20 protein-coding genes are annotated in these 16,143 nt (G+C 55.3%); 12 read left to right on the top strand and 8 right to left on the bottom strand.

Annotated elements, in window-relative coordinates; genetic code table 11:
- The first annotated feature begins 12 nt into the window (after positions 1-12).
- From AC0KVN_RS04045 to AC0KVN_RS04030, 4 genes are all read left to right on the top strand, one after another.
- Positions 13-648 (top strand): hypothetical protein, encoded by a 636-nt coding sequence (locus tag AC0KVN_RS04045; protein ID WP_483655850.1) that lies wholly within the window; start codon positions 13-15, stop codon positions 646-648.
- 69 nt (positions 649-717) lie between these two features.
- On the top strand, positions 718-1,596 hold the full coding sequence (locus AC0KVN_RS04040; protein WP_483655849.1) for a hypothetical protein: 879 nt from the start codon (positions 718-720) through the stop codon (positions 1,594-1,596).
- 107 nt (positions 1,597-1,703) lie between these two features.
- Positions 1,704-2,480, top strand: a complete 777-nt coding sequence (locus AC0KVN_RS04035) for a metallophosphoesterase (protein WP_483655848.1) — start codon at positions 1,704-1,706, stop codon at positions 2,478-2,480.
- On the top strand, positions 2,470-2,964 hold the full coding sequence (locus AC0KVN_RS04030; protein ID WP_483655847.1) for a peptide deformylase: 495 nt from the start codon (positions 2,470-2,472) through the stop codon (positions 2,962-2,964). Before AC0KVN_RS04035 ends, AC0KVN_RS04030 begins: the two co-directional genes overlap by 11 nt.
- Here the strand turns inward: AC0KVN_RS04030 and AC0KVN_RS04025 are convergent.
- The 3 genes from AC0KVN_RS04025 to AC0KVN_RS04015 form a co-directional block, all read right to left on the bottom strand.
- Positions 2,954-3,511, bottom strand: coding sequence for a hypothetical protein (locus AC0KVN_RS04025; RefSeq protein WP_483655846.1), 558 nt, complete (start codon positions 3,509-3,511; stop codon positions 2,954-2,956). The two genes, AC0KVN_RS04030 and AC0KVN_RS04025, sit on opposite strands and share 11 nt — an antisense overlap.
- A gap of 26 nt (positions 3,512-3,537) precedes the next feature.
- Positions 3,538-4,764: an AAA family ATPase gene (locus AC0KVN_RS04020; protein WP_483655845.1), complete on the bottom strand. Its 1,227-nt coding sequence runs from the start codon at positions 4,762-4,764 to the stop codon at positions 3,538-3,540.
- A gap of 162 nt (positions 4,765-4,926) precedes the next feature.
- Positions 4,927-5,850, bottom strand: coding sequence for an ADP-ribosylglycohydrolase family protein (locus tag AC0KVN_RS04015; RefSeq protein WP_483655844.1), 924 nt, complete (start codon positions 5,848-5,850; stop codon positions 4,927-4,929).
- A gap of 889 nt (positions 5,851-6,739) precedes the next feature.
- Between AC0KVN_RS04015 and AC0KVN_RS04010 the strand changes: the two genes are divergently transcribed.
- The 8 genes from AC0KVN_RS04010 (at position 6,740) to AC0KVN_RS03975 (ending at position 13,390) form a co-directional block, all read left to right on the top strand.
- Entirely contained in the window at positions 6,740-8,248 is a 1,509-nt protein-coding gene (locus tag AC0KVN_RS04010; protein WP_483655843.1) for a hypothetical protein, read from the top strand.
- A gap of 247 nt (positions 8,249-8,495) precedes the next feature.
- Positions 8,496-9,569: a hypothetical protein gene (locus AC0KVN_RS04005; RefSeq protein ID WP_483655842.1), complete on the top strand. Its 1,074-nt coding sequence runs from the start codon at positions 8,496-8,498 to the stop codon at positions 9,567-9,569.
- A gap of 133 nt (positions 9,570-9,702) precedes the next feature.
- A complete protein-coding gene (locus tag AC0KVN_RS04000; RefSeq protein WP_483655841.1) occupies positions 9,703-10,785 on the top strand; it encodes a P-loop NTPase family protein in 1,083 nt (360 codons plus the stop codon).
- Positions 10,786-10,843: 58 nt separating this feature from the next.
- Positions 10,844-11,086: a hypothetical protein gene (locus AC0KVN_RS03995; RefSeq protein ID WP_483655840.1), complete on the top strand. Its 243-nt coding sequence runs from the start codon at positions 10,844-10,846 to the stop codon at positions 11,084-11,086.
- Positions 11,087-11,092: 6 nt separating this feature from the next.
- Entirely contained in the window at positions 11,093-11,593 is a 501-nt protein-coding gene (locus AC0KVN_RS03990) for a hypothetical protein (protein WP_483655839.1), read from the top strand.
- 87 nt (positions 11,594-11,680) lie between these two features.
- The gene (locus AC0KVN_RS03985; RefSeq protein ID WP_483655838.1) at positions 11,681-12,529 is read left to right on the top strand and encodes a deoxycytidylate deaminase; all 849 of its coding nucleotides are present in this window, start codon (positions 11,681-11,683) and stop codon (positions 12,527-12,529) included.
- Entirely contained in the window at positions 12,526-12,795 is a 270-nt protein-coding gene (locus AC0KVN_RS03980; RefSeq protein WP_483655837.1) for a hypothetical protein, read from the top strand. The genes AC0KVN_RS03985 and AC0KVN_RS03980 overlap by 4 nt, the downstream gene beginning before the upstream one ends.
- 13 nt (positions 12,796-12,808) lie before the next feature.
- The gene (locus AC0KVN_RS03975; RefSeq protein ID WP_483655836.1) at positions 12,809-13,390 is read left to right on the top strand and encodes a hypothetical protein; all 582 of its coding nucleotides are present in this window, start codon (positions 12,809-12,811) and stop codon (positions 13,388-13,390) included.
- On the opposite strand, the gene AC0KVN_RS03970 is transcribed toward AC0KVN_RS03975, so the two are convergent.
- The 5 genes from AC0KVN_RS03970 to AC0KVN_RS03950 all read right to left on the bottom strand — a co-directional run bounded on the left by AC0KVN_RS03970 (position 13,387) and on the right by AC0KVN_RS03950 (position 16,038).
- A complete protein-coding gene (locus tag AC0KVN_RS03970; RefSeq protein WP_483655835.1) occupies positions 13,387-13,908 on the bottom strand; it encodes an NUDIX domain-containing protein in 522 nt (173 codons plus the stop codon). The two genes, AC0KVN_RS03975 and AC0KVN_RS03970, sit on opposite strands and share 4 nt — an antisense overlap.
- A 180-nt stretch (positions 13,909-14,088) precedes the next feature.
- Positions 14,089-14,631, bottom strand: coding sequence for a 3'-5' exonuclease family protein (locus tag AC0KVN_RS03965; RefSeq protein ID WP_483655834.1), 543 nt, complete (start codon positions 14,629-14,631; stop codon positions 14,089-14,091).
- Positions 14,591-14,971 carry a hypothetical protein gene (locus tag AC0KVN_RS03960; RefSeq protein ID WP_483655833.1) on the bottom strand — a complete coding sequence of 127 codons (381 nt, stop codon included), beginning with the start codon at positions 14,969-14,971 and terminating at the stop codon, positions 14,591-14,593. Before AC0KVN_RS03960 ends, AC0KVN_RS03965 begins: the two co-directional genes overlap by 41 nt.
- Positions 14,972-14,980: 9 nt before the next feature.
- Positions 14,981-15,472, bottom strand: a complete 492-nt coding sequence (locus AC0KVN_RS03955; RefSeq protein WP_483655832.1) for a hypothetical protein — start codon at positions 15,470-15,472, stop codon at positions 14,981-14,983.
- Positions 15,469-16,038: an alpha-ketoglutarate-dependent dioxygenase AlkB gene (locus AC0KVN_RS03950; protein WP_483655831.1), complete on the bottom strand. Its 570-nt coding sequence runs from the start codon at positions 16,036-16,038 to the stop codon at positions 15,469-15,471. Before AC0KVN_RS03950 ends, AC0KVN_RS03955 begins: the two co-directional genes overlap by 4 nt.
- Between the last annotated feature and the right edge of the window lie 105 nt (positions 16,039-16,143).

Here is a 16,143-nt window from a genome sequence, read left to right as displayed (position 1 = left end):
GAGCTAGCATATATGACATCGAAGGCAATTGCCGTTCGCTCGAAGAGCGCGGTAACCATTCCGAATGTTCGCGGTCACGCCAATCCCCACTATATCCGTCGCGAGAAGGCCAAGGTCATCCTGCGTCAGCATATCAAGGAAAACCCCGGTCGGTTCACTGTCGCCGATCTGTGTGGCCTGACCGGCATCACGACCAACCGCATCAACCGCATGATCACGTCGGAAACGGAATTTGCCCGCTTCGCCGCGCGCGGTATGATCGCGGTCCCCAAAATGGGTCGTCGTCCGTCGTGGGCGAACAAGAAGACCCCGGTGGTCCGCGAGTCCTTCTACAAGGGCGCATATGCTATGACCAAATTCCGCCTGTCGGGCGAAAAGCAGGCGACCGAACTCGGCATGCGTCTCTACGATGCAACCGTCGCCGCCCTGATTTCGTCCGGTCGCGCGCCGCAGAATGTTCTGATGCTGCAAGATGGCATTCGGGAAGAACTGCGGGCGCAGACGGCGATCATGTCGAAGAAGCTGCGTGAGGCTGAGCGCGCCATCGACAATACCAAGCGCCTCGTCGACGCCAATGCCATGCTGCTCTCGCAGATGCGCGGCAAGGCGGCTCCCCTGCTGCTCGAAGCGGGTTCCGCGCTTCAGTAACCAGCATGGGGCGGGCAGGTCCATGTCCTTGTCCGCCCCATTGCCCTGCATAATCGAGGGGAGCACCAGATGATCAACATGAAAAAATCCGATTGTGACAAGATCAATCGGTGCATCGAAATGGCATTCGACAGCGCGAGTGACGAAAGGCAGCAGATCGTTGCGCTCAGTGGCGCGCGACGGCTCGCCCGGTCGCTCTATGGCCTTGATCTCGGCAGCTATTTCAAGCAACTGGCCAAGGGTGAGTTTTCGACTCCGGTCCCGGCGAATGACGTTCAACGGACGTCGCGCGATCTCATTCGGATTGCGGCGCTTGAGCAGGAACTGGAAATGCGGGATTCCCGCATCGAGCGGCAGAATGATCTGATCGCCAGCAAGGACGATGAGATCGAACGACTACGTCGTGAAAATGATCTGTTGGTTCGGCATGCGTCTACCCAACCGGTCGAAGTTGCGGCTCCGCAACTGACCTACGGCAAGAACGACTTCGAGGTGTTCCAGAATACCCTCTACACCAAGCTGGGATCGTCGAAGCGCGCCTATTCCATTTTCTGCGAACAAACGGGGACATCCCTCGCCATGGTGCAGAAGTGGCGCAAGGATGGCATTGTTCCGGCCAACGCATTCGTTCTGATCGAGGGACTGGATAAGGAAACTGCGGTCACCAGTATCCGCCAGCCGCTTTCGCAAGAGCATCGCGAGCGCATCGACGCGCTGACGATGGAAGGGTTGTCCGATCGCGGGATCGCCGATCAAATGGCGAGCGAGTTCCCCGATAGGGTGTTCAATTCCAACATCATTGCAGGGGCGAAAACGCAAATCCGAAACGCGTTCATCGCTTCCATGCAGCGTGAAGGCCTTCCGCGCGAGACAGCTATTTTGCGGTTCATGAGCCGCTACCCGCGCGCTCGAAATCCGGAAAAGGCAATAGACGCAATATACGGCTGACGCCGATCACAATGCGGCTGCAAGACAGGGTGAGAAATCACCCTGTTTTTGCTTGCGTATTGCAATCGATATATACTAAAAGGTGGTATAAATTGATTGGACTTAAAGTGACTACAGAAGATTTTCAGGCACGGTTCGATGGCATCAGGTGGATCGGTGACGTCCACGGTGATCTCGCCGTGCGTTATGCCGTTGATGACGCCTTGGCCCAGAATTTCGCCATTGGTTTCATCGGCGACCTGACCGACCAAAGCCCGGCCGACAATGGCAAACCCAATGACAGCGCAGATGTCCTGCGGCTGCTGATCGAACTGGATCGCGACGATAAGGTCGTGTTTTCTCCGGGCAATCATTGCGCCAAACTGTATCGATATCTGACCAAGCTGCGTGCGGGCAAGGGCGAGGAAGCGAAGATCAAGCAGTCCCATGGTCTGGCTCAGACGGTTACCGAATTGATGACCGAGCAGGACGTTGATTTCCTGATCGACAACTTCATTCGGATCGCTGGTTCGACGCCTCTGTGGAACCTGATGGGCGATTATGTCTTCGTCCACGCTGGTGGTTCGCGTGCCATGTTCGTCGAACCGGCACCCGTGCTTTCGGCGGCTCTGACCGACAAGAAAAATGGTTTGGTGCATAGGGCTCTCTACGGTCAGACTGATGGCACGACTGACGAAAATGGTTTCCCAACGCGGCGCTATGACTGGGTAGACCGTCTCCCTGCCGCGAAAACGGTCGTCATTGGTCATGATATCCGCAAGGAAATCACCACGGTCGATGGTGCTGAGGGTGGACGCATGATCCACATCGACACCGGCGCGGGTAAGGGCGGGAAGCTGTCTTGGCTGGACCTGCGGGTTGAGGAGCTTGGTCTTGTTGTATGATCTGCGACGGGATGACGATCCCATACTCCTCACCCCAACGGAACCGTTCGATTTCGCCAATCCGCCGATTGATCCGATCGAACTGGCCAACAATATGCTCGATACCATGAGGGAGCATAACGGTGTGGGGATCGCTGCCAACCAGTGCGGTATCCCCTACAGCGTCTTCGTCATGCATGATGGCGCGCGTTTTCGGGCGTGCTTCAATCCGGTTATCGAGACGCTGGAAGACGCCGAAGATACTCTTGGTGAAGAGGGCTGCCTGAGCTTCCCCGGTCTATTCCTCAGAGTGAGGCGCAAGGACGCGATCCGCATCAGCTATACTGATGAGCATGGCGGCGGGCATATGGCGGTTCTCGAAGGTGTTTCGGCGCGAATTGCGTTGCATGAAACCGACCACCTCAAGGGCGTTCCCTTCACCTCACGGGTGTCGAAGCTGAAGCTCTCTATGGCTGAGAAGAAACGCCAGAAGATCAAAATCTAGGCAGAATTCGGTCCGCTTCCTCTTCGAGGATGCGGGCCTTTTCTTTGAGGTGCGAGGCCGACTGGGCATCCATCTGGCGAGCAGTATCGCGCAACGTCTGAGCGGCCATCCTGCGGCTGGATGCTTCTAGCTCAGGGTTGTAGTCGGACATCACACGAGATGGGGCGGCACGCTTGGAGCGCTTCTTGGGCACGCGCAGAGGTTCATTCCGATCGGGGAGGCGCTTCACCATCGGAACATGTTCGGCGCTGCGTCTACCCGTTACAGGATCACTGACCCACTTTAACGGCCGAGCGACGGGAAAATTGGGCTCTTCGATTCTGGTCCACCCCACGAGCGGCACGGCTGGTTCAAATGTCCGAGGGCCACCCAACGCAGGCGAAGCCCGCCCGGTGCGACCACCATCATAGCTGTAAAGCACCAGATCGGCGATGATCTCGCCGGTGTCTTCATAGACACGCTTCACCTTGGCGATACGATCATCGTAAGAGCAAATGACCCAGTCGCCATTCTGGACTGGAACTAGCGGCTGGGTCTCAATATTCATAGCTTCGATCTTACCACGTTTTGTGATCAGGCGAAAGGATTATCCATCATCGTCTGAAGCAAATTCTGGAGCGATGCCGCAGGCATGGGAAGCTTGGGCGCAACCAGTGCAAGGAAGTCATCTTCGCCAGCGTCGGGCAGAAATGCCTTGGTCATCGCGCGGGCTTCCTCACCCTGAATTTCTCCGATGGTCTCGTCGACATCGATGCGACCCGGCCGCAGCAACGCGGCATCCAGCATGTCGGCATGGTTCGACGTCATGAACAGCACGCGACCTTCCTTGGATGCCACGCCATCGATCGCATTGAGGACGCCCGCCAGAGTGAGGGTTCCCTTATCCTGATCAGTCGACAGGTCTTCCTTGTCCGTGACAGCCTCGCGGTCATGCGTCACCTTGACCGAGTCAATGTCCTCCATCAGGACGATCCCCGACGACGGGACGCGGGACAGGGCGCTCTGGAGCCCATTGTCGCCACCAACATTTGCCAGATTGATGACGTAGATGTCCTTGTTGAACGCACCCGCGAGCGCGAAAATGAAGGATGTCTTGCCCGTGCCGGGAATGCCCCGCAGGAGATACCCACGACGCCACGGAGTGCCGCGACGAAGGTAGGTGGCCTTGCTGGCGTAGAAGCGCTCCAGATCGGCCACAAGGCGATCCTTCTGCTCCTGCGGGATGAAGACCGTGGAGAGGTCGCGCTTGGTCTTGGTGTCGGCGAGACGATAGTAGTAATCGTCGTAATAGTAGACCCGAATGCGTTCAGCGCCTTGTGCTTCCCTCTGGGCTTCTTCTACCAGATCGCGCAGAACCTGCTGCTTGGTTCCAATCGTGGTCAGGGTGATAGTCTCGTCCACCGCTCGGTTGTAGCCGCCTTTGGCCTTTTCCTCGCGCTGACGGGAAATCCAGAGAGGGCGGCCATTATACCAGATATAATGGGTTCCCGGCCCAAGGGTGAAGTGCCACGACTTGGTGTCACGGCCGTCATCATCGGCGTCGTTGGTCACTTCTGCCAGTTGGAGATGGCGTGCGCTCTGCATAAACTCGCGGGCAGAAATCCACTGGTCGACCGCAGTGAACGCCTCCTGCGAAGACCGGATGGTCACGGACACGGTGAGCCAGCGGCGATACGCGTTCTTGGCAATTTCGGGGAGGTTCTTGGCAGACCCGACCGCTGCACCGGCAATACCGGTTCCCACAGCAGTCACAAACGTGGAGTTCTTGGTAAGACCGCTAATGGTCCGAAAGATATTCATCAAATCACCTCTATAAGATGAGGACCTTATAGAGGTGATGATATCGCGATCTCAATTTACATATGAGACTAAAGGAATTTTGTTCGATCCATTGGAATGAACACTTCACCATCTCGCTTGAAATAGGCTTCGCTCTCGCTGATCCACTTTATCGCTGGTTTCTCAGGCGACATTGATTTTCGCCCCCATTCGATATTCGGCAAGCCGAGTGTCGAGGTGCTGGAGATAGTAGCGACCAAAAGGTCCATTCTCCAAGGTCTCCACCAGATTGACCGGCAGATTGCGCTGACGGAAGGGCGTGCAGGATGCAATGCCGACGGCCATCGCCGCTACAGAGTCCGTGTCGCCACCTAGTTTGACCGAATAGGACAGAATGTCAGCAAGGGTGCGCTGAGAGTTGATGGCACGACGAACGGCTTTCCATGTCTGTTTCGCTGACATATCGGTGCGGACGTCGGGACCAGTTCGCCAGATCGGCATATCGCCGATGCTGACATGTCGAGCGATGAAATCGTCGATATCGACATTGGGATCATCGCCACCGGAAAGGAATGGTTCGCGATCTGCCGCGTAGATGAACCAGTTGGCCAGCAGGGCGACGGCCTGTGCATAGGGGACCGTTTCCGCCCCATGAGTGGTCATTGCCTGAATGCCCGCCGCAAGCGCGCAATCATGCGGATCACGAATATAGCCGAGGACGGCCGCGCCCATGATCGCCCCATTGCTGGAAGCATTGCGCTGAATATTTCGACGGAAGAATATCGCCCGTTCATCGGGATTAAGGGAATGGTCAAGCACCTGCTTGAGGAACGCCTCATATCGGCGGGAATATCCCGGCCGAGGGTCTATTGCATACACTTCAACATATGCGCGGATATACGACATGGCATCGAAGGGGTTGCCGTCGAGAACCACCAGAGCGTTGGCGATCGAACGCTGCGTATCGTCGGTATAATGGCCGGGCACCATATCGGCGTAGCGGGGATGTTGATAATATCGCGAGAGATCATTGGGGCGATCGCGTGTGTCATCGACAAACTCGAATGCAATCCCATAGGCATCGGCAACCGCCATCTCGACCAACATAATCACACTTCCTCAAATCATTTCCGTGGGCTGATACCACGTTTGAGGAAATGTGCAATGTGATAGTTATCCTTGGATTGCATGCACGCGATGCGAGTATCCGCTCCATTCTGGCTGCTGGGACACAGTCGATCGCCAGCCTCGAACATAAGCTCGAAACAACACCAAACCCCAGTTATTGGGACACATCATATCCCATCCGAAATTGCGATGGCGCGCGCTAAGACGAAATGCGGTGTCCTCCGACGGCGGTTCGATGACGTAGCCATGAAAATTGATCGGTTCATTATGCTGGCTCACGTCATATCCCCATTCAACTCGATGTGATGAGACGAGCAAGTAGCTTAGAAATTGAAATCGGTAAAGGGGCTGAGATAAATCTCCAGTCAGGTGACGCTTACCTTGGCTGGAACACTTTAAATCCAAGACAAATGCTTCGATCATGATGATCGGCCTCTGTGGTCGGCCCAGTGCCCGCAACCCGGCTTTGTGATCAAGCTATAGAAAGACATTGCTGATTAAACCGATCACGGGAATCGATCAGGGAACCCTGTTCAATCCACCCGTTCCCCCTGACGCCTAGACAACTGGCCAAGGGATAATTCTGCTATAACGTGACATGATGATCGTAGGGTCATCAGGACATAAAGCCGCCTCGTGGCGATATTACGAGGATCACTGGGATTGACCTCCCGTCATGTTTTCAAGGCATGGCCATCGGTGCAGGATAAACGTGATCATAGAATGTTGTTGGGTATAGCCGTTGGATAGTGAGTCCCCTGTCTCCTATCACCCTAACGGGTGGACGGTTTGTGTCCATCGTATATTGAAGTCATGAAATCATCTCGCAATCGCGCCATCCCGCATAAATACCCCACAGACGTGGGAGATGATCGTGATCGATTTCGGAAAGCTGGCAAAAGAGATATTCAGCATTCTTCGCCAATATAACTACACCCTCATCATGTATGATGGTGAAAGTGCCCTTACCCGTGAGCCAGAGAGCGCTCGCATCTTTTATGACAAGGGTGAGGACATTATGGTCAATCTTGGCGAAGATGGCGAGAACAGCTATATCGAATTGCTACGCAGCGATACTGTTCCGCTCCCCCAAATTCAGTCTCTGCGTGATTCATTGGTCGGCCGCGCCAATGTTTACAACCTCAACTTCAACATGCGCGAATTTGACGGCCGCATCACCCCGGCGGGCTTTTCGCGGTCCCTCATGGGTGAGAGCCGCAAGGAGTATATGGACATTACCGAGAATATGTATGGGACGACCAAATCGTCCTACCTGAAGCTGGAGAATGCCCGCCTGATCGTCAAGCATAGCGGCCGGGTAGATGAAGAGGCATTTGGCGCACGGTCGCGCAAGATCGATCGCATTTTCGTCGAGAACGACCGTGGCGAACGTTTTCTCCTCCCTACCAACCAGCTTCTTCCCGCCCGCGCCATGGTGCAGCATGTCAATCATGGTGGCTCTATCAGCGACATGATCGGTGACCACATCGATCGTATGGCGCGCGCATATCGCGATCTTGGTTCGTGCATCCGCCATGTCCGCCAGAATGCCGATGTCCTGCCGGAAAGCGCCGCTGGTGTCAGCGATGATGCTCGCAATAAGCGCCACCATATGCGTCGCATGTTTGAGCGCCTGTATCGCTCCTATGACAAAGCGTCGGATAGCCTTGTGCAGGATTCTCTCCTGACCGAGATGACCGATGATGTGTTGGCTGAGGCTGTAGCCAATCTGCGCACCCATCTGTGTGCGGAGGGTGCGTGCCTCGCTGATGAAGTGATCGAAAGTCTCGCGCAGGTTATTCGTTATGGCGACGAAGAGCCGCTGGTGGAAGCCAAGCCGGTAATCTCGGAAAGTGCCGATCAGTTGGGCAATCCAATCCTGAAGCAGCATTTTGCGTGGCTGGAGAATTTTGATGCTGATCATGTGCTTGCCGAGAGCGCGCGTTTTCAGGATTTCGACATCACCCGTGAGGACATGATCCTTCCCGACAATAGTTCCCCTGACCTGTATCGTGAAGTGGTGAAGCGTAAGCCGAAGCTTCTCAATGATGGGAGTGAAGGCAGCAACTTCATGGTCACGCTGCGTGCGACGGGCATCACCGTAGAGGGTGATGACATGGAGGAGGCAGAATATGCAGCTTCGCATCGCGCATTGGCATCGCCGGATCGCTGGGATTATCTCGTTCTGGACGCCGAACCCACCGATCATGAAGTGACGGCATCGATCGATGATATCGAACTCAATGGCGTTGAGCCAGATGACCTGCGGTCCGTCGATGGACTGTGGGACTTCTCGGCCGAAATGGTGGTGGTGGTCCACGCTGTCGATCCCGATGATGCTGGCGTAGCAGCAGTGGAATTTGTCACCGTCCACTAAATCGTAAAGTAAAACTTCCGTCCGTATAATAATATCGACAGTTGAATAATGATCCCGCTAACAATGAACTTGTTGGCGGGATTTATTTTGCTCAGCTTCACGGAAGAATATTTCGACGGTCTGAAAATTAAATATGGACATTCGAAACGGTGATCTTGGATAAATAAGATGTCAGCGGGAAACTGTTGATAGCCTACTCAGAACTTTATTTGACAACAACACTTTACAAGGAACATTTGACAAAGATATGCCTACTCTCGCAGAAATCAAAGCAAAGCTGGTCGCAGACGAAGAAGCAAAGAAGAGCCGCCAGACCGGTGGTGATCGCCCCAAGGGCCAGAGCACTGGTGACCAAGCATCGTTCCCCTTCTGGAACATCCCGGTGGGTGCAACTTCCACCGTTCGTCTCACCCCCGATGGCAATGAAAAGAACGTCCTGCCGTGGGTGAACAAGCAGACAATCGAACTGGATTTTGACGGCGTCGTCGGCGGTGATTACCCGACTTCGAAGCGCGTCACCGTGAAGGTTCCGTGCGTCGATATGTTCCGCGCTTCGGTTAACATGGCGTTCGCCGATCTGGAATGGGAAATTGGTTGCCCGATCCAGAACCACACCCGCAACTGGTGGGCCAAGAAGGGCGAGCCCGAAACCGCCCAGAGCCGTCTGGCTCGCAAATACTGGAAGAAGAACCAGTGGCTGATGCAGGGCTTCCACCGTGGCACCATCGATGAATCGGGCAAGCCGGTCTTCATCGAAGAAGCCGCCCCTGAAAATCCGCTGCGTCGTTTCGTCTTCGGCAAGAAGATTTACGACAAGATTTACAAGGGTTTCTACGGCACCATGTTCGAAGTGGCACCGAACGATTTCGTCGGCGGTTGCGATTTCGAGATCGTCAAGAGCAAGCTCGGCGACAACAACAACTACGACAATTCGAACTGGGCGCGTCGCGAAAGCTCGCTCACCTCGGACGAAATGGGCGCGATCGAACAGTATGGCCTCTATGACCTGAAGGAATTTGTCGGCAAGGTTCCGACCAAGGATGGCGTCGATGCCATCTATGCGATGTTCCTCGACAGTCTGAATGGCAAGCCGTTCGACTTTGCCAGCTACGGTGAGTTCTACCGTCCCTATGGCGGTGGCAATTCGGGTGGCGGCGAACGCACCAATGACATTCCGGCGGCACCGCGTGAAAACGCTTACCAGCCGCAGGCTAGTGCCCCTGAGCAGGCTCCGGCTTCGACCGGTGCACCCGCTGGTGGCGCTCAGATGTCGGCCACTGACGACCTGATTGCGCGCATCCGCAATCGTCAGGGTAACTGATGCAATGGGGCCGCAGGAAACTGCGGCCCCATCCTTTCCACATTCGATCATTCGGCACCGCCATTGGGTTCGGCGGAGGGGTGAAGCTTTGCCGTGAAAACAGCCCCACAAGAATACTGAGGTCCATTACTTTATGAAGCCATTCGACCTGTCGAAGCTGCGTAATCGCGTCAACAAGGCGCTGAAGATCAGCGACGGCTTTCACGATCCCAAGACATGGATCGATACCGGCAACTACGCGATCAACAAGCGTATTTCCGGTTCTTTTTTCAAGGGCATCCCGCTCGGGAAGGTCAGCGTCATCGCTGGTGAATCCGGTTCGGGTAAGTCCTATCTCGCATCGGGCAATCTGTGCCGCAACGCTCAGAAGGCCGGTGTCGTGCCGATCGTGCTCGACTCCGAATATGCGCTCGATCGCTCGTGGATGAACGCTCTGGGTGTCGACACGGACAATCTGATCCGCTGGCCGGTCAATCTGGTCGATGAATGTGCTGCCATCGTGCAGGAATTCATGGACATGTATATCGCCGAAGAACTCCCCAAGCCGGAGGAGGAGCGCGCCAAGTTCCTGTTCATCATCGACTCTCTGGGTATGCTTTCAACCCCGACCGAAGTTGACCAGTTCAACAAGGGCGAGATGAAGGGCGACATGGGCCGCAAGGCCAAGCAGTTGAAGGCTCTGGTTACCCAGTGTCTGAAGCTCTTTGGTCCCTATGACATCGGTATGGTGGCAACCAACCACGTCTACAAGTCGCAGGACCAGTTCAACCCCGATGATGTGATCTCGGGTGGTTCGGGCTTCATCTTCGCTTCTTCGATCATCCTGACGGTGAACAAGCTGAAGCTGAAGGAAGACGAGGACGGCAACAAGATCGGCGACGTTCGCGGTATCCGGTCGAAGGTGAAGTGCGTCAAGTCGCGCTATGCCAAGCCATTCGAAGAGGTCGAGGTCCAGATTCCCTACGACACCGGCATGAGCCCGTTTTCGGGTCTTTTCGAGATGTTCGAAAAGGATGGCACCTTCAAGCGTGAAGGCAACCAGTATGTCTATGTCGACGTCGACGGTGTGATCCACAAGATGTTCAAGAAGGCTTGGAAGAAAGACCATGCCCTCCTGATGCAGGTCATGCAGGAAATCGAAGCACGCCAAGAAGATGTCGGTGACGGTGTTGTCCTCGATGTCGACGATGGCATCGATGATGAAGACGAAGAATAATGAAATAAGCCTGACGGGGCTGTAAAGTCCCGTCAGTTTTTAATCACAAGAGGAATTGATGAATAGTGAAAGCAGTTTTCTGCTCGACATCTGGAGTGCGGTAGAAGAGCACATCGTGAAGAGTCAGAGACAAGAAGTGGCTGGCGCGATTTTACGTGCGTTCAGGGATTACGAGATCGAACCCAAGCTGCTCGCGGAAGCGGTCGAAGAGGATAATTACCTCGAAGCTGCCTATAAGGCGACTGTCGAAGACGATGAAGAACTCGATGGTGATTTGAGCGACTGGGGACGAGAGGATTAAGGGAAGATGGGTCGGTTATCAGACGTAAAAAATGCTTTCGATGCTGGTGACTTTGGCCCTCTTCTTGATGCTCTCGACTATTACGACACGCAGATCGATGAAGGCCAGAAATGGCTTGATATGATTGCTGACCCACATAAATTCGGTGTGGGCCGAATTGAAGTAGCGAATGTCAGCAAGCGCCTGCCGGGCATGATGATGATGCGCTACAATCAGGCGCAGGAAGCTGAAGCGATCAAATCTTTCCTTGAGGACAAGGCCACGGCCAAGCGGGTCGAAAAGCTCAAGCTCTACAAGGAAAATTATCGCCGGGACCTGACGGATGTCATGGCAGGGCGTTATGCCGATGGCGACACTGAATTTCTGCGTCTCAAGGAACTGGTTGGCGAGGTCAATCTGAGAGTCGAAGGTCTCAAGGGTTTTACCAAGGGGTTGGAAGCGCTCCACTATCAAGTGGGGTATCTGACCAAATTGCTGGTCGCGGGTATCGAAGACGCGACGCTGTGACGGGGAGGGGGCTACGGTCCCCTTTTTCGTTTGACCCAAATCACTATTGGTAGTAGCGAGGTCGCTCATTTTAGAGAAGTGATTTCGATGACGCTGTTGCCGCTGCACGATTGGGACTGCCATCATATGAGCGAAGCCTATCTGGCCGCTCGCAAGTCCAAGGATCGGCGCACGCAGGTCGGCGCGGTTATCGTCCCTCCAGATCATGATTTCTCCCTCAAGGGCTATAACGGGCCGCTGAGGGGTCTCGACGACAACGACCCGTCAATCTACGTCAAGCCCGCGACTGGTGGCCCATCGCCCTTCATGGCGCATGCGGAGCGCAACGCGATGGCCAATGCCGCCCGCGTCGGCATCCCGATCAAGGGATGCACGATGTATTGCACGTTGGTTTCCTGCCAGCATTGCGCGGCCGAGGTGGTGCAGGGCGGGCTCAAAGAGATCGTTTTCCATGAGCAGGCGATCCACACGCTCAATGCAACTCAGCAGATCGGGTTGGAGATATTCCGCCGGGCCAAAATCGAGGTGCGCTATTGGAGCGGTACGCCGCTCATCCATCACGTCCTGTATGATGGCCGGGTGGTCGACGTGTCCATGCGACCGACCGACATTGTGCGGCCACGCATATCGAACGAGGAGTTCAATTCTCTCCCTGAAAATGTGCGGCGATACATCATGTTCATGGAGACTGATGCAGACCCGAGGGGCACCATTCGTTCTGAAATGCTTCTCCACGATCAGGTCGAACTATTGGAGGCCCGGCTTAATGAGAAGCTTGGGGCACCCGTGGCCTATATGTGCGAAGCGGATGTGCGGGCTTTGCAGCACAAACCGCACGGCGATGACCTCAGTATATCGCCAATCCCTCGTCCCGATGCGGGAATGAATCTGCCGCTCTATTCGCCTCAGTTTTACGACAGGAGAACGTTATCGTGACTCAGCAATATGACATCACTGGCCGCACCGCGCGCTGCACCTGCGGTAAGACACAGCCATCCTCCCGTGACCTCGCGTTCTTCCAGTATCGCGGAGAGGGATCGCGCACGGCCGAGCATAGCTGCAAGAATTGTGGCTATGACGATACCGCCCACACCGATGAAGTGCGTGCGCGCCACCATGCTTCAAATGTGTGCCTGACGTTCGAGCGGCGGGGTGATTTCGGGTTCGACAGCTATTTTTGCGGATGCAGCGGCTGGGACTGACCTAAATAGGTCCATGACCACTGGACGCAACATCATGGTGATGCTGGAATCAGAGGCGCGTCGTCGCCCTGAGATCGCAGCAATGCTCGAAATCATCGAACTCCTCACTGACGAGGATATCGACACCGCTGTGGTCCCATTGCCTTGGTATCGCAAAGCCCTAAAGCAGGCGCGCGATATCAAGCTGGGGGCTGCTGCCACCGCCCGGATCACGGCAATCATGGATGATCCCGCCACAAACCCTGTGGAGACGTTTGTCACGCCCGAGATCATGGGCACGCAGATCATCTACACGGGTGAGGATGCTTGGGTGAAGAAGCGCGAGGGCGACGAAATTCGTATCCCATATAATACGCTGCTCTTCATCGCCGACAGCGGCGAACTCTATTATAACTCCACCCACTTCAAGCAGGCCAGTTCCGCGCTCAATCGCCACACGGTCGTCGGTCGATCATCGCTCAACGCCTATAAGAAGGCGTATCACGACCTTCTGCTGAAGAACCACCCTGATGCGCCTGTAATCGCTTCTGAGGCGGCAAACGCACCGAATGGAGCTTCAGCAGTGCTTGGATATCTCGGGGTCCGTTTGGGTTAGTCGATAAGCAGACGGCCGCGCGCGGCGAACCAGTCGCGCATTGCAGCAGTATGAGTGGGGAAGCATAGTTCGATCGGCTCGAAGGCCACGTCGATCTCATCACATTCGTCACTGGGGACGAACGATGTCAGTTCGTCATAATCGAGCGCCAGACGAGACTCTGCGAAAATGAGCATCTGGCCCCTGTTCGTATTATGGCTATCGAACAGCCTCGGCCGAAAGCCCTCAAGGCCAGTTTCCTCGCGCATTTCACGCTTGGCGGCGAACTGCACAGAGGGATCGTCAAAATTGACGAAGCCGCCGGGTAAGCCCCATTCGCCCAATTTGGGCTGAATGCTACGACGACCGATCAGGAGGCCAACTTTGTCCCGGTTGCGCACGGGTTGGAGCAACACTGCCACGGGATCAAGGCGGCGATACACTTCGATGGCGCACGCATCATTGAGACAGATGCGCGGCCAAGTCGAATTTTCATATTCGGAGCCACACTGGTGGCAATAGCTATAGGGTTTGAACATGCGTCATCCTACCCTATAGCCCGCGTGTAGCGTTATTTCTTTGGACCACGTCCCGACCATTTTTCGCCGTCGAGGATGACAAACCCTTCTGGGTCGACGTAGACTTCGCCGTCACGGCAGAGGTCATCGTTGACGCTGATTGAGCCATAACACGCAAAATCTGGTTCAAGCGCATTCCGGTCACATCCATGGCGCTCTCAGTCCATTGCGCGAGAATAGCGCGTTGAGCGCCTCCGCGTTGCCCATAGCGTCATCGAGCGCGTTGTGACTGTGTTTCGTCTTGCGAAGTCGCTTCCATGCGTTGGTGGCCCGGAAATTGCGCTCCAGTCCGGCAGCAAAATCACCGATCCGTCGCCCGGAATGCCCGAAAGGCGACCGCCCCACGAATTTATGGCACAACCAGTTGGGAAAGGCCGCATCGAATGACGGATTGTCCGATACGAGCGTCAGGCGATCAGCGCCTAGACCATCGAGCCATTCCACCATGCGCAGCGTCGTTTCACGCGCATCCGGCATGGCAAGATGCTGCTCGCGGGTCACACCGATCGAGCGATAGGCTGCCTCGACATAGTCATCGTGCAGCGGCGCAAATTCGCCATAGAATGTCTGGTCGAGGGACGGGGACATGACGACCAGACCGATGGAAATGATGTCATAGAGGCCGGGGACGGGACCAGAGGCCTCATCGTCCACGGCAATATAGAGATGTTTCTTGTTTTGCATATTCCACAATAGCTCTGTTCAAATCATTCGAGATCAGGATCGACCCGACCTCAAGGAGACGAACCACATCGGCCTTGATGCCCAATATGGTCGCAAATTCTTCTCGCGACAGATCGTCACGAATTGCTCTTACATCATTGGGGCGCAGAAGACCAAAATGATCGCACACCGCTTGATGATGAATGCCTTCAGCGCGCCAATCCGTGTAGGCAAAGTCACACTCGCTGCAACGGATCACCGGAACTTTGAAGCCGCTCACTTCGATATGGTCCTCACCGACCAGAATCGTTTCTGGTTCGAGGCTTTCACTCGTGGGGGCTTCGCACTGTAGGCAGATCATGAAGTTCCTCTATCGAATCAACTGTTTGAAATCGTCGACCGAGGTTATGGCCTTCGATAATGTTTCCCGTATGTCGGATGTTTGCGGAATGTCGCGTTCCTGTAGCATCCGCAGGGCATCGCAGCACGCCTGATAAAGCTCGTCGGCGTTCTGCTCAACAGCGATCGCATGTTCGGCCTGCCGATCACGTTCGTCATTGGCCCGGCGCATGTTCTCGCGCTCGGCGATCCTCTGCGTGATCTGCTCGCGCAAATTGGGAACCAGACTGATCGCCTCGTTGATCATGTTCCAGTAGCGTGGCTTGTCGCCGTTGAAGTCGGATTGTTGGTTACCGATCGTCCGATAAACGCGCAGCGTGTCCGTGTGCTTGTTCACTATCGGTAGGTGCGAATGCTCGCTGATCCACGTATGCCATTTGGCACCTTCCTCGTCCCCCCAGACAAGGCATGCGCCAAATTCGGGGAGGACGTGGCTGATCGAAGGGTTGATGATCTGGGTCATGCTTCGCCTTCCATGGCCATCAGGCCACGATAGGTCAGCGAGATGCGCGGCTTGCATGCGCGATCAGACTTGGGGATGCGATGCAGATGGGTCTGCTGCATCCCGGCGTTCATCAGGAAGAGCGAGCCGGGTGCCAGCATGATCTTGGTGATGGCTTCGCGATCATCGATCGGTCTGATCCAGATTTCACGGGGATCGCCCACGCTGACCACGGCGATCGGCCTGCTGTGGTCGATCTTGGGATCATCGTCGGCATGCCATCCCAGATGCTGGCGAGGGCCATCATAGCCGTTGAGGAAGCAGGCCTCGAAGTAGACGCCGATTTCCTTGTCCAACTGATCACGGATTTCCTCCACGATCGGATGGGGTGCCTGCGGCTGATAGGTGCGCGCACCGACGCCGCTGCCATAGGTGTAGGGGGCGTTGAAGTCATTCCACCAATATTCCCGACGCGGCCGATCCTCGTGCTTCACCCAGTCGAGTTCCGCCCACAGGCGGTCGAACACTTCATCGGCATAGCAGATGTAATTGGGGATGTAGACAAAAGGGGCAATGGCGTCAGTCATATCGTGTCTCTTCAAATGCTGTGACGGCTTTACTCCATTTTATCAAATTAGCAAACGAGAATTTTGACTTTGCGCGGTCGGGGCATGGATAGTGCCGGATAAGTA

This window comes from Sphingobium sp. SG1 (assembly GCF_057063145.1).
Note: the sequence above shows the minus strand (reverse complement) of the source record. Positions and strands in the feature narration are given on the sequence as shown.

Bases quoted from the DNA above. Each gene is read 5' to 3' on its own strand.
- AC0KVN_RS04020 (WP_483655845.1), bottom strand. From the start codon at position 4,764: ATGAATATCTTTCGGACCATTAGCGGTCTTACCAAGAACTCCACGTTT.
- AC0KVN_RS03955 (WP_483655832.1), bottom strand. From the start codon at position 15,472: ATGACCCAGATCATCAACCCTTCGATCAGCCACGTCCTCCCCGAATTT.
- AC0KVN_RS04000 (WP_483655841.1), top strand. From the start codon at position 9,703: ATGAAGCCATTCGACCTGTCGAAGCTGCGTAATCGCGTCAACAAGGCG.
- AC0KVN_RS03990 (WP_483655839.1), top strand. From the start codon at position 11,093: ATGGGTCGGTTATCAGACGTAAAAAATGCTTTCGATGCTGGTGACTTT.
- AC0KVN_RS04025 (WP_483655846.1), bottom strand. From the start codon at position 3,511: ATGAATATTGAGACCCAGCCGCTAGTTCCAGTCCAGAATGGCGACTGG.
- AC0KVN_RS03950 (WP_483655831.1), bottom strand. From the start codon at position 16,038: ATGACTGACGCCATTGCCCCTTTTGTCTACATCCCCAATTACATCTGC.
- AC0KVN_RS03985 (WP_483655838.1), top strand. From the start codon at position 11,681: ATGACGCTGTTGCCGCTGCACGATTGGGACTGCCATCATATGAGCGAA.
- AC0KVN_RS03965 (WP_483655834.1), bottom strand. From the start codon at position 14,631: ATGCAAAACAAGAAACATCTCTATATTGCCGTGGACGATGAGGCCTCT.
- AC0KVN_RS03960 (WP_483655833.1), bottom strand. From the start codon at position 14,971: ATGATCTGCCTACAGTGCGAAGCCCCCACGAGTGAAAGCCTCGAACCA.
- AC0KVN_RS03995 (WP_483655840.1), top strand. From the start codon at position 10,844: ATGAATAGTGAAAGCAGTTTTCTGCTCGACATCTGGAGTGCGGTAGAA.
- AC0KVN_RS04015 (WP_483655844.1), bottom strand. From the start codon at position 5,850: ATGTTGGTCGAGATGGCGGTTGCCGATGCCTATGGGATTGCATTCGAG.
- AC0KVN_RS04045 (WP_483655850.1), top strand. From the start codon at position 13: ATGACATCGAAGGCAATTGCCGTTCGCTCGAAGAGCGCGGTAACCATT.
- AC0KVN_RS04040 (WP_483655849.1), top strand. From the start codon at position 718: ATGATCAACATGAAAAAATCCGATTGTGACAAGATCAATCGGTGCATC.
- AC0KVN_RS04005 (WP_483655842.1), top strand. From the start codon at position 8,496: ATGCCTACTCTCGCAGAAATCAAAGCAAAGCTGGTCGCAGACGAAGAA.
- AC0KVN_RS04010 (WP_483655843.1), top strand. From the start codon at position 6,740: ATGATCGTGATCGATTTCGGAAAGCTGGCAAAAGAGATATTCAGCATT.
- AC0KVN_RS03975 (WP_483655836.1), top strand. From the start codon at position 12,809: ATGACCACTGGACGCAACATCATGGTGATGCTGGAATCAGAGGCGCGT.
- AC0KVN_RS03970 (WP_483655835.1), bottom strand. From the start codon at position 13,908: ATGTTCAAACCCTATAGCTATTGCCACCAGTGTGGCTCCGAATATGAA.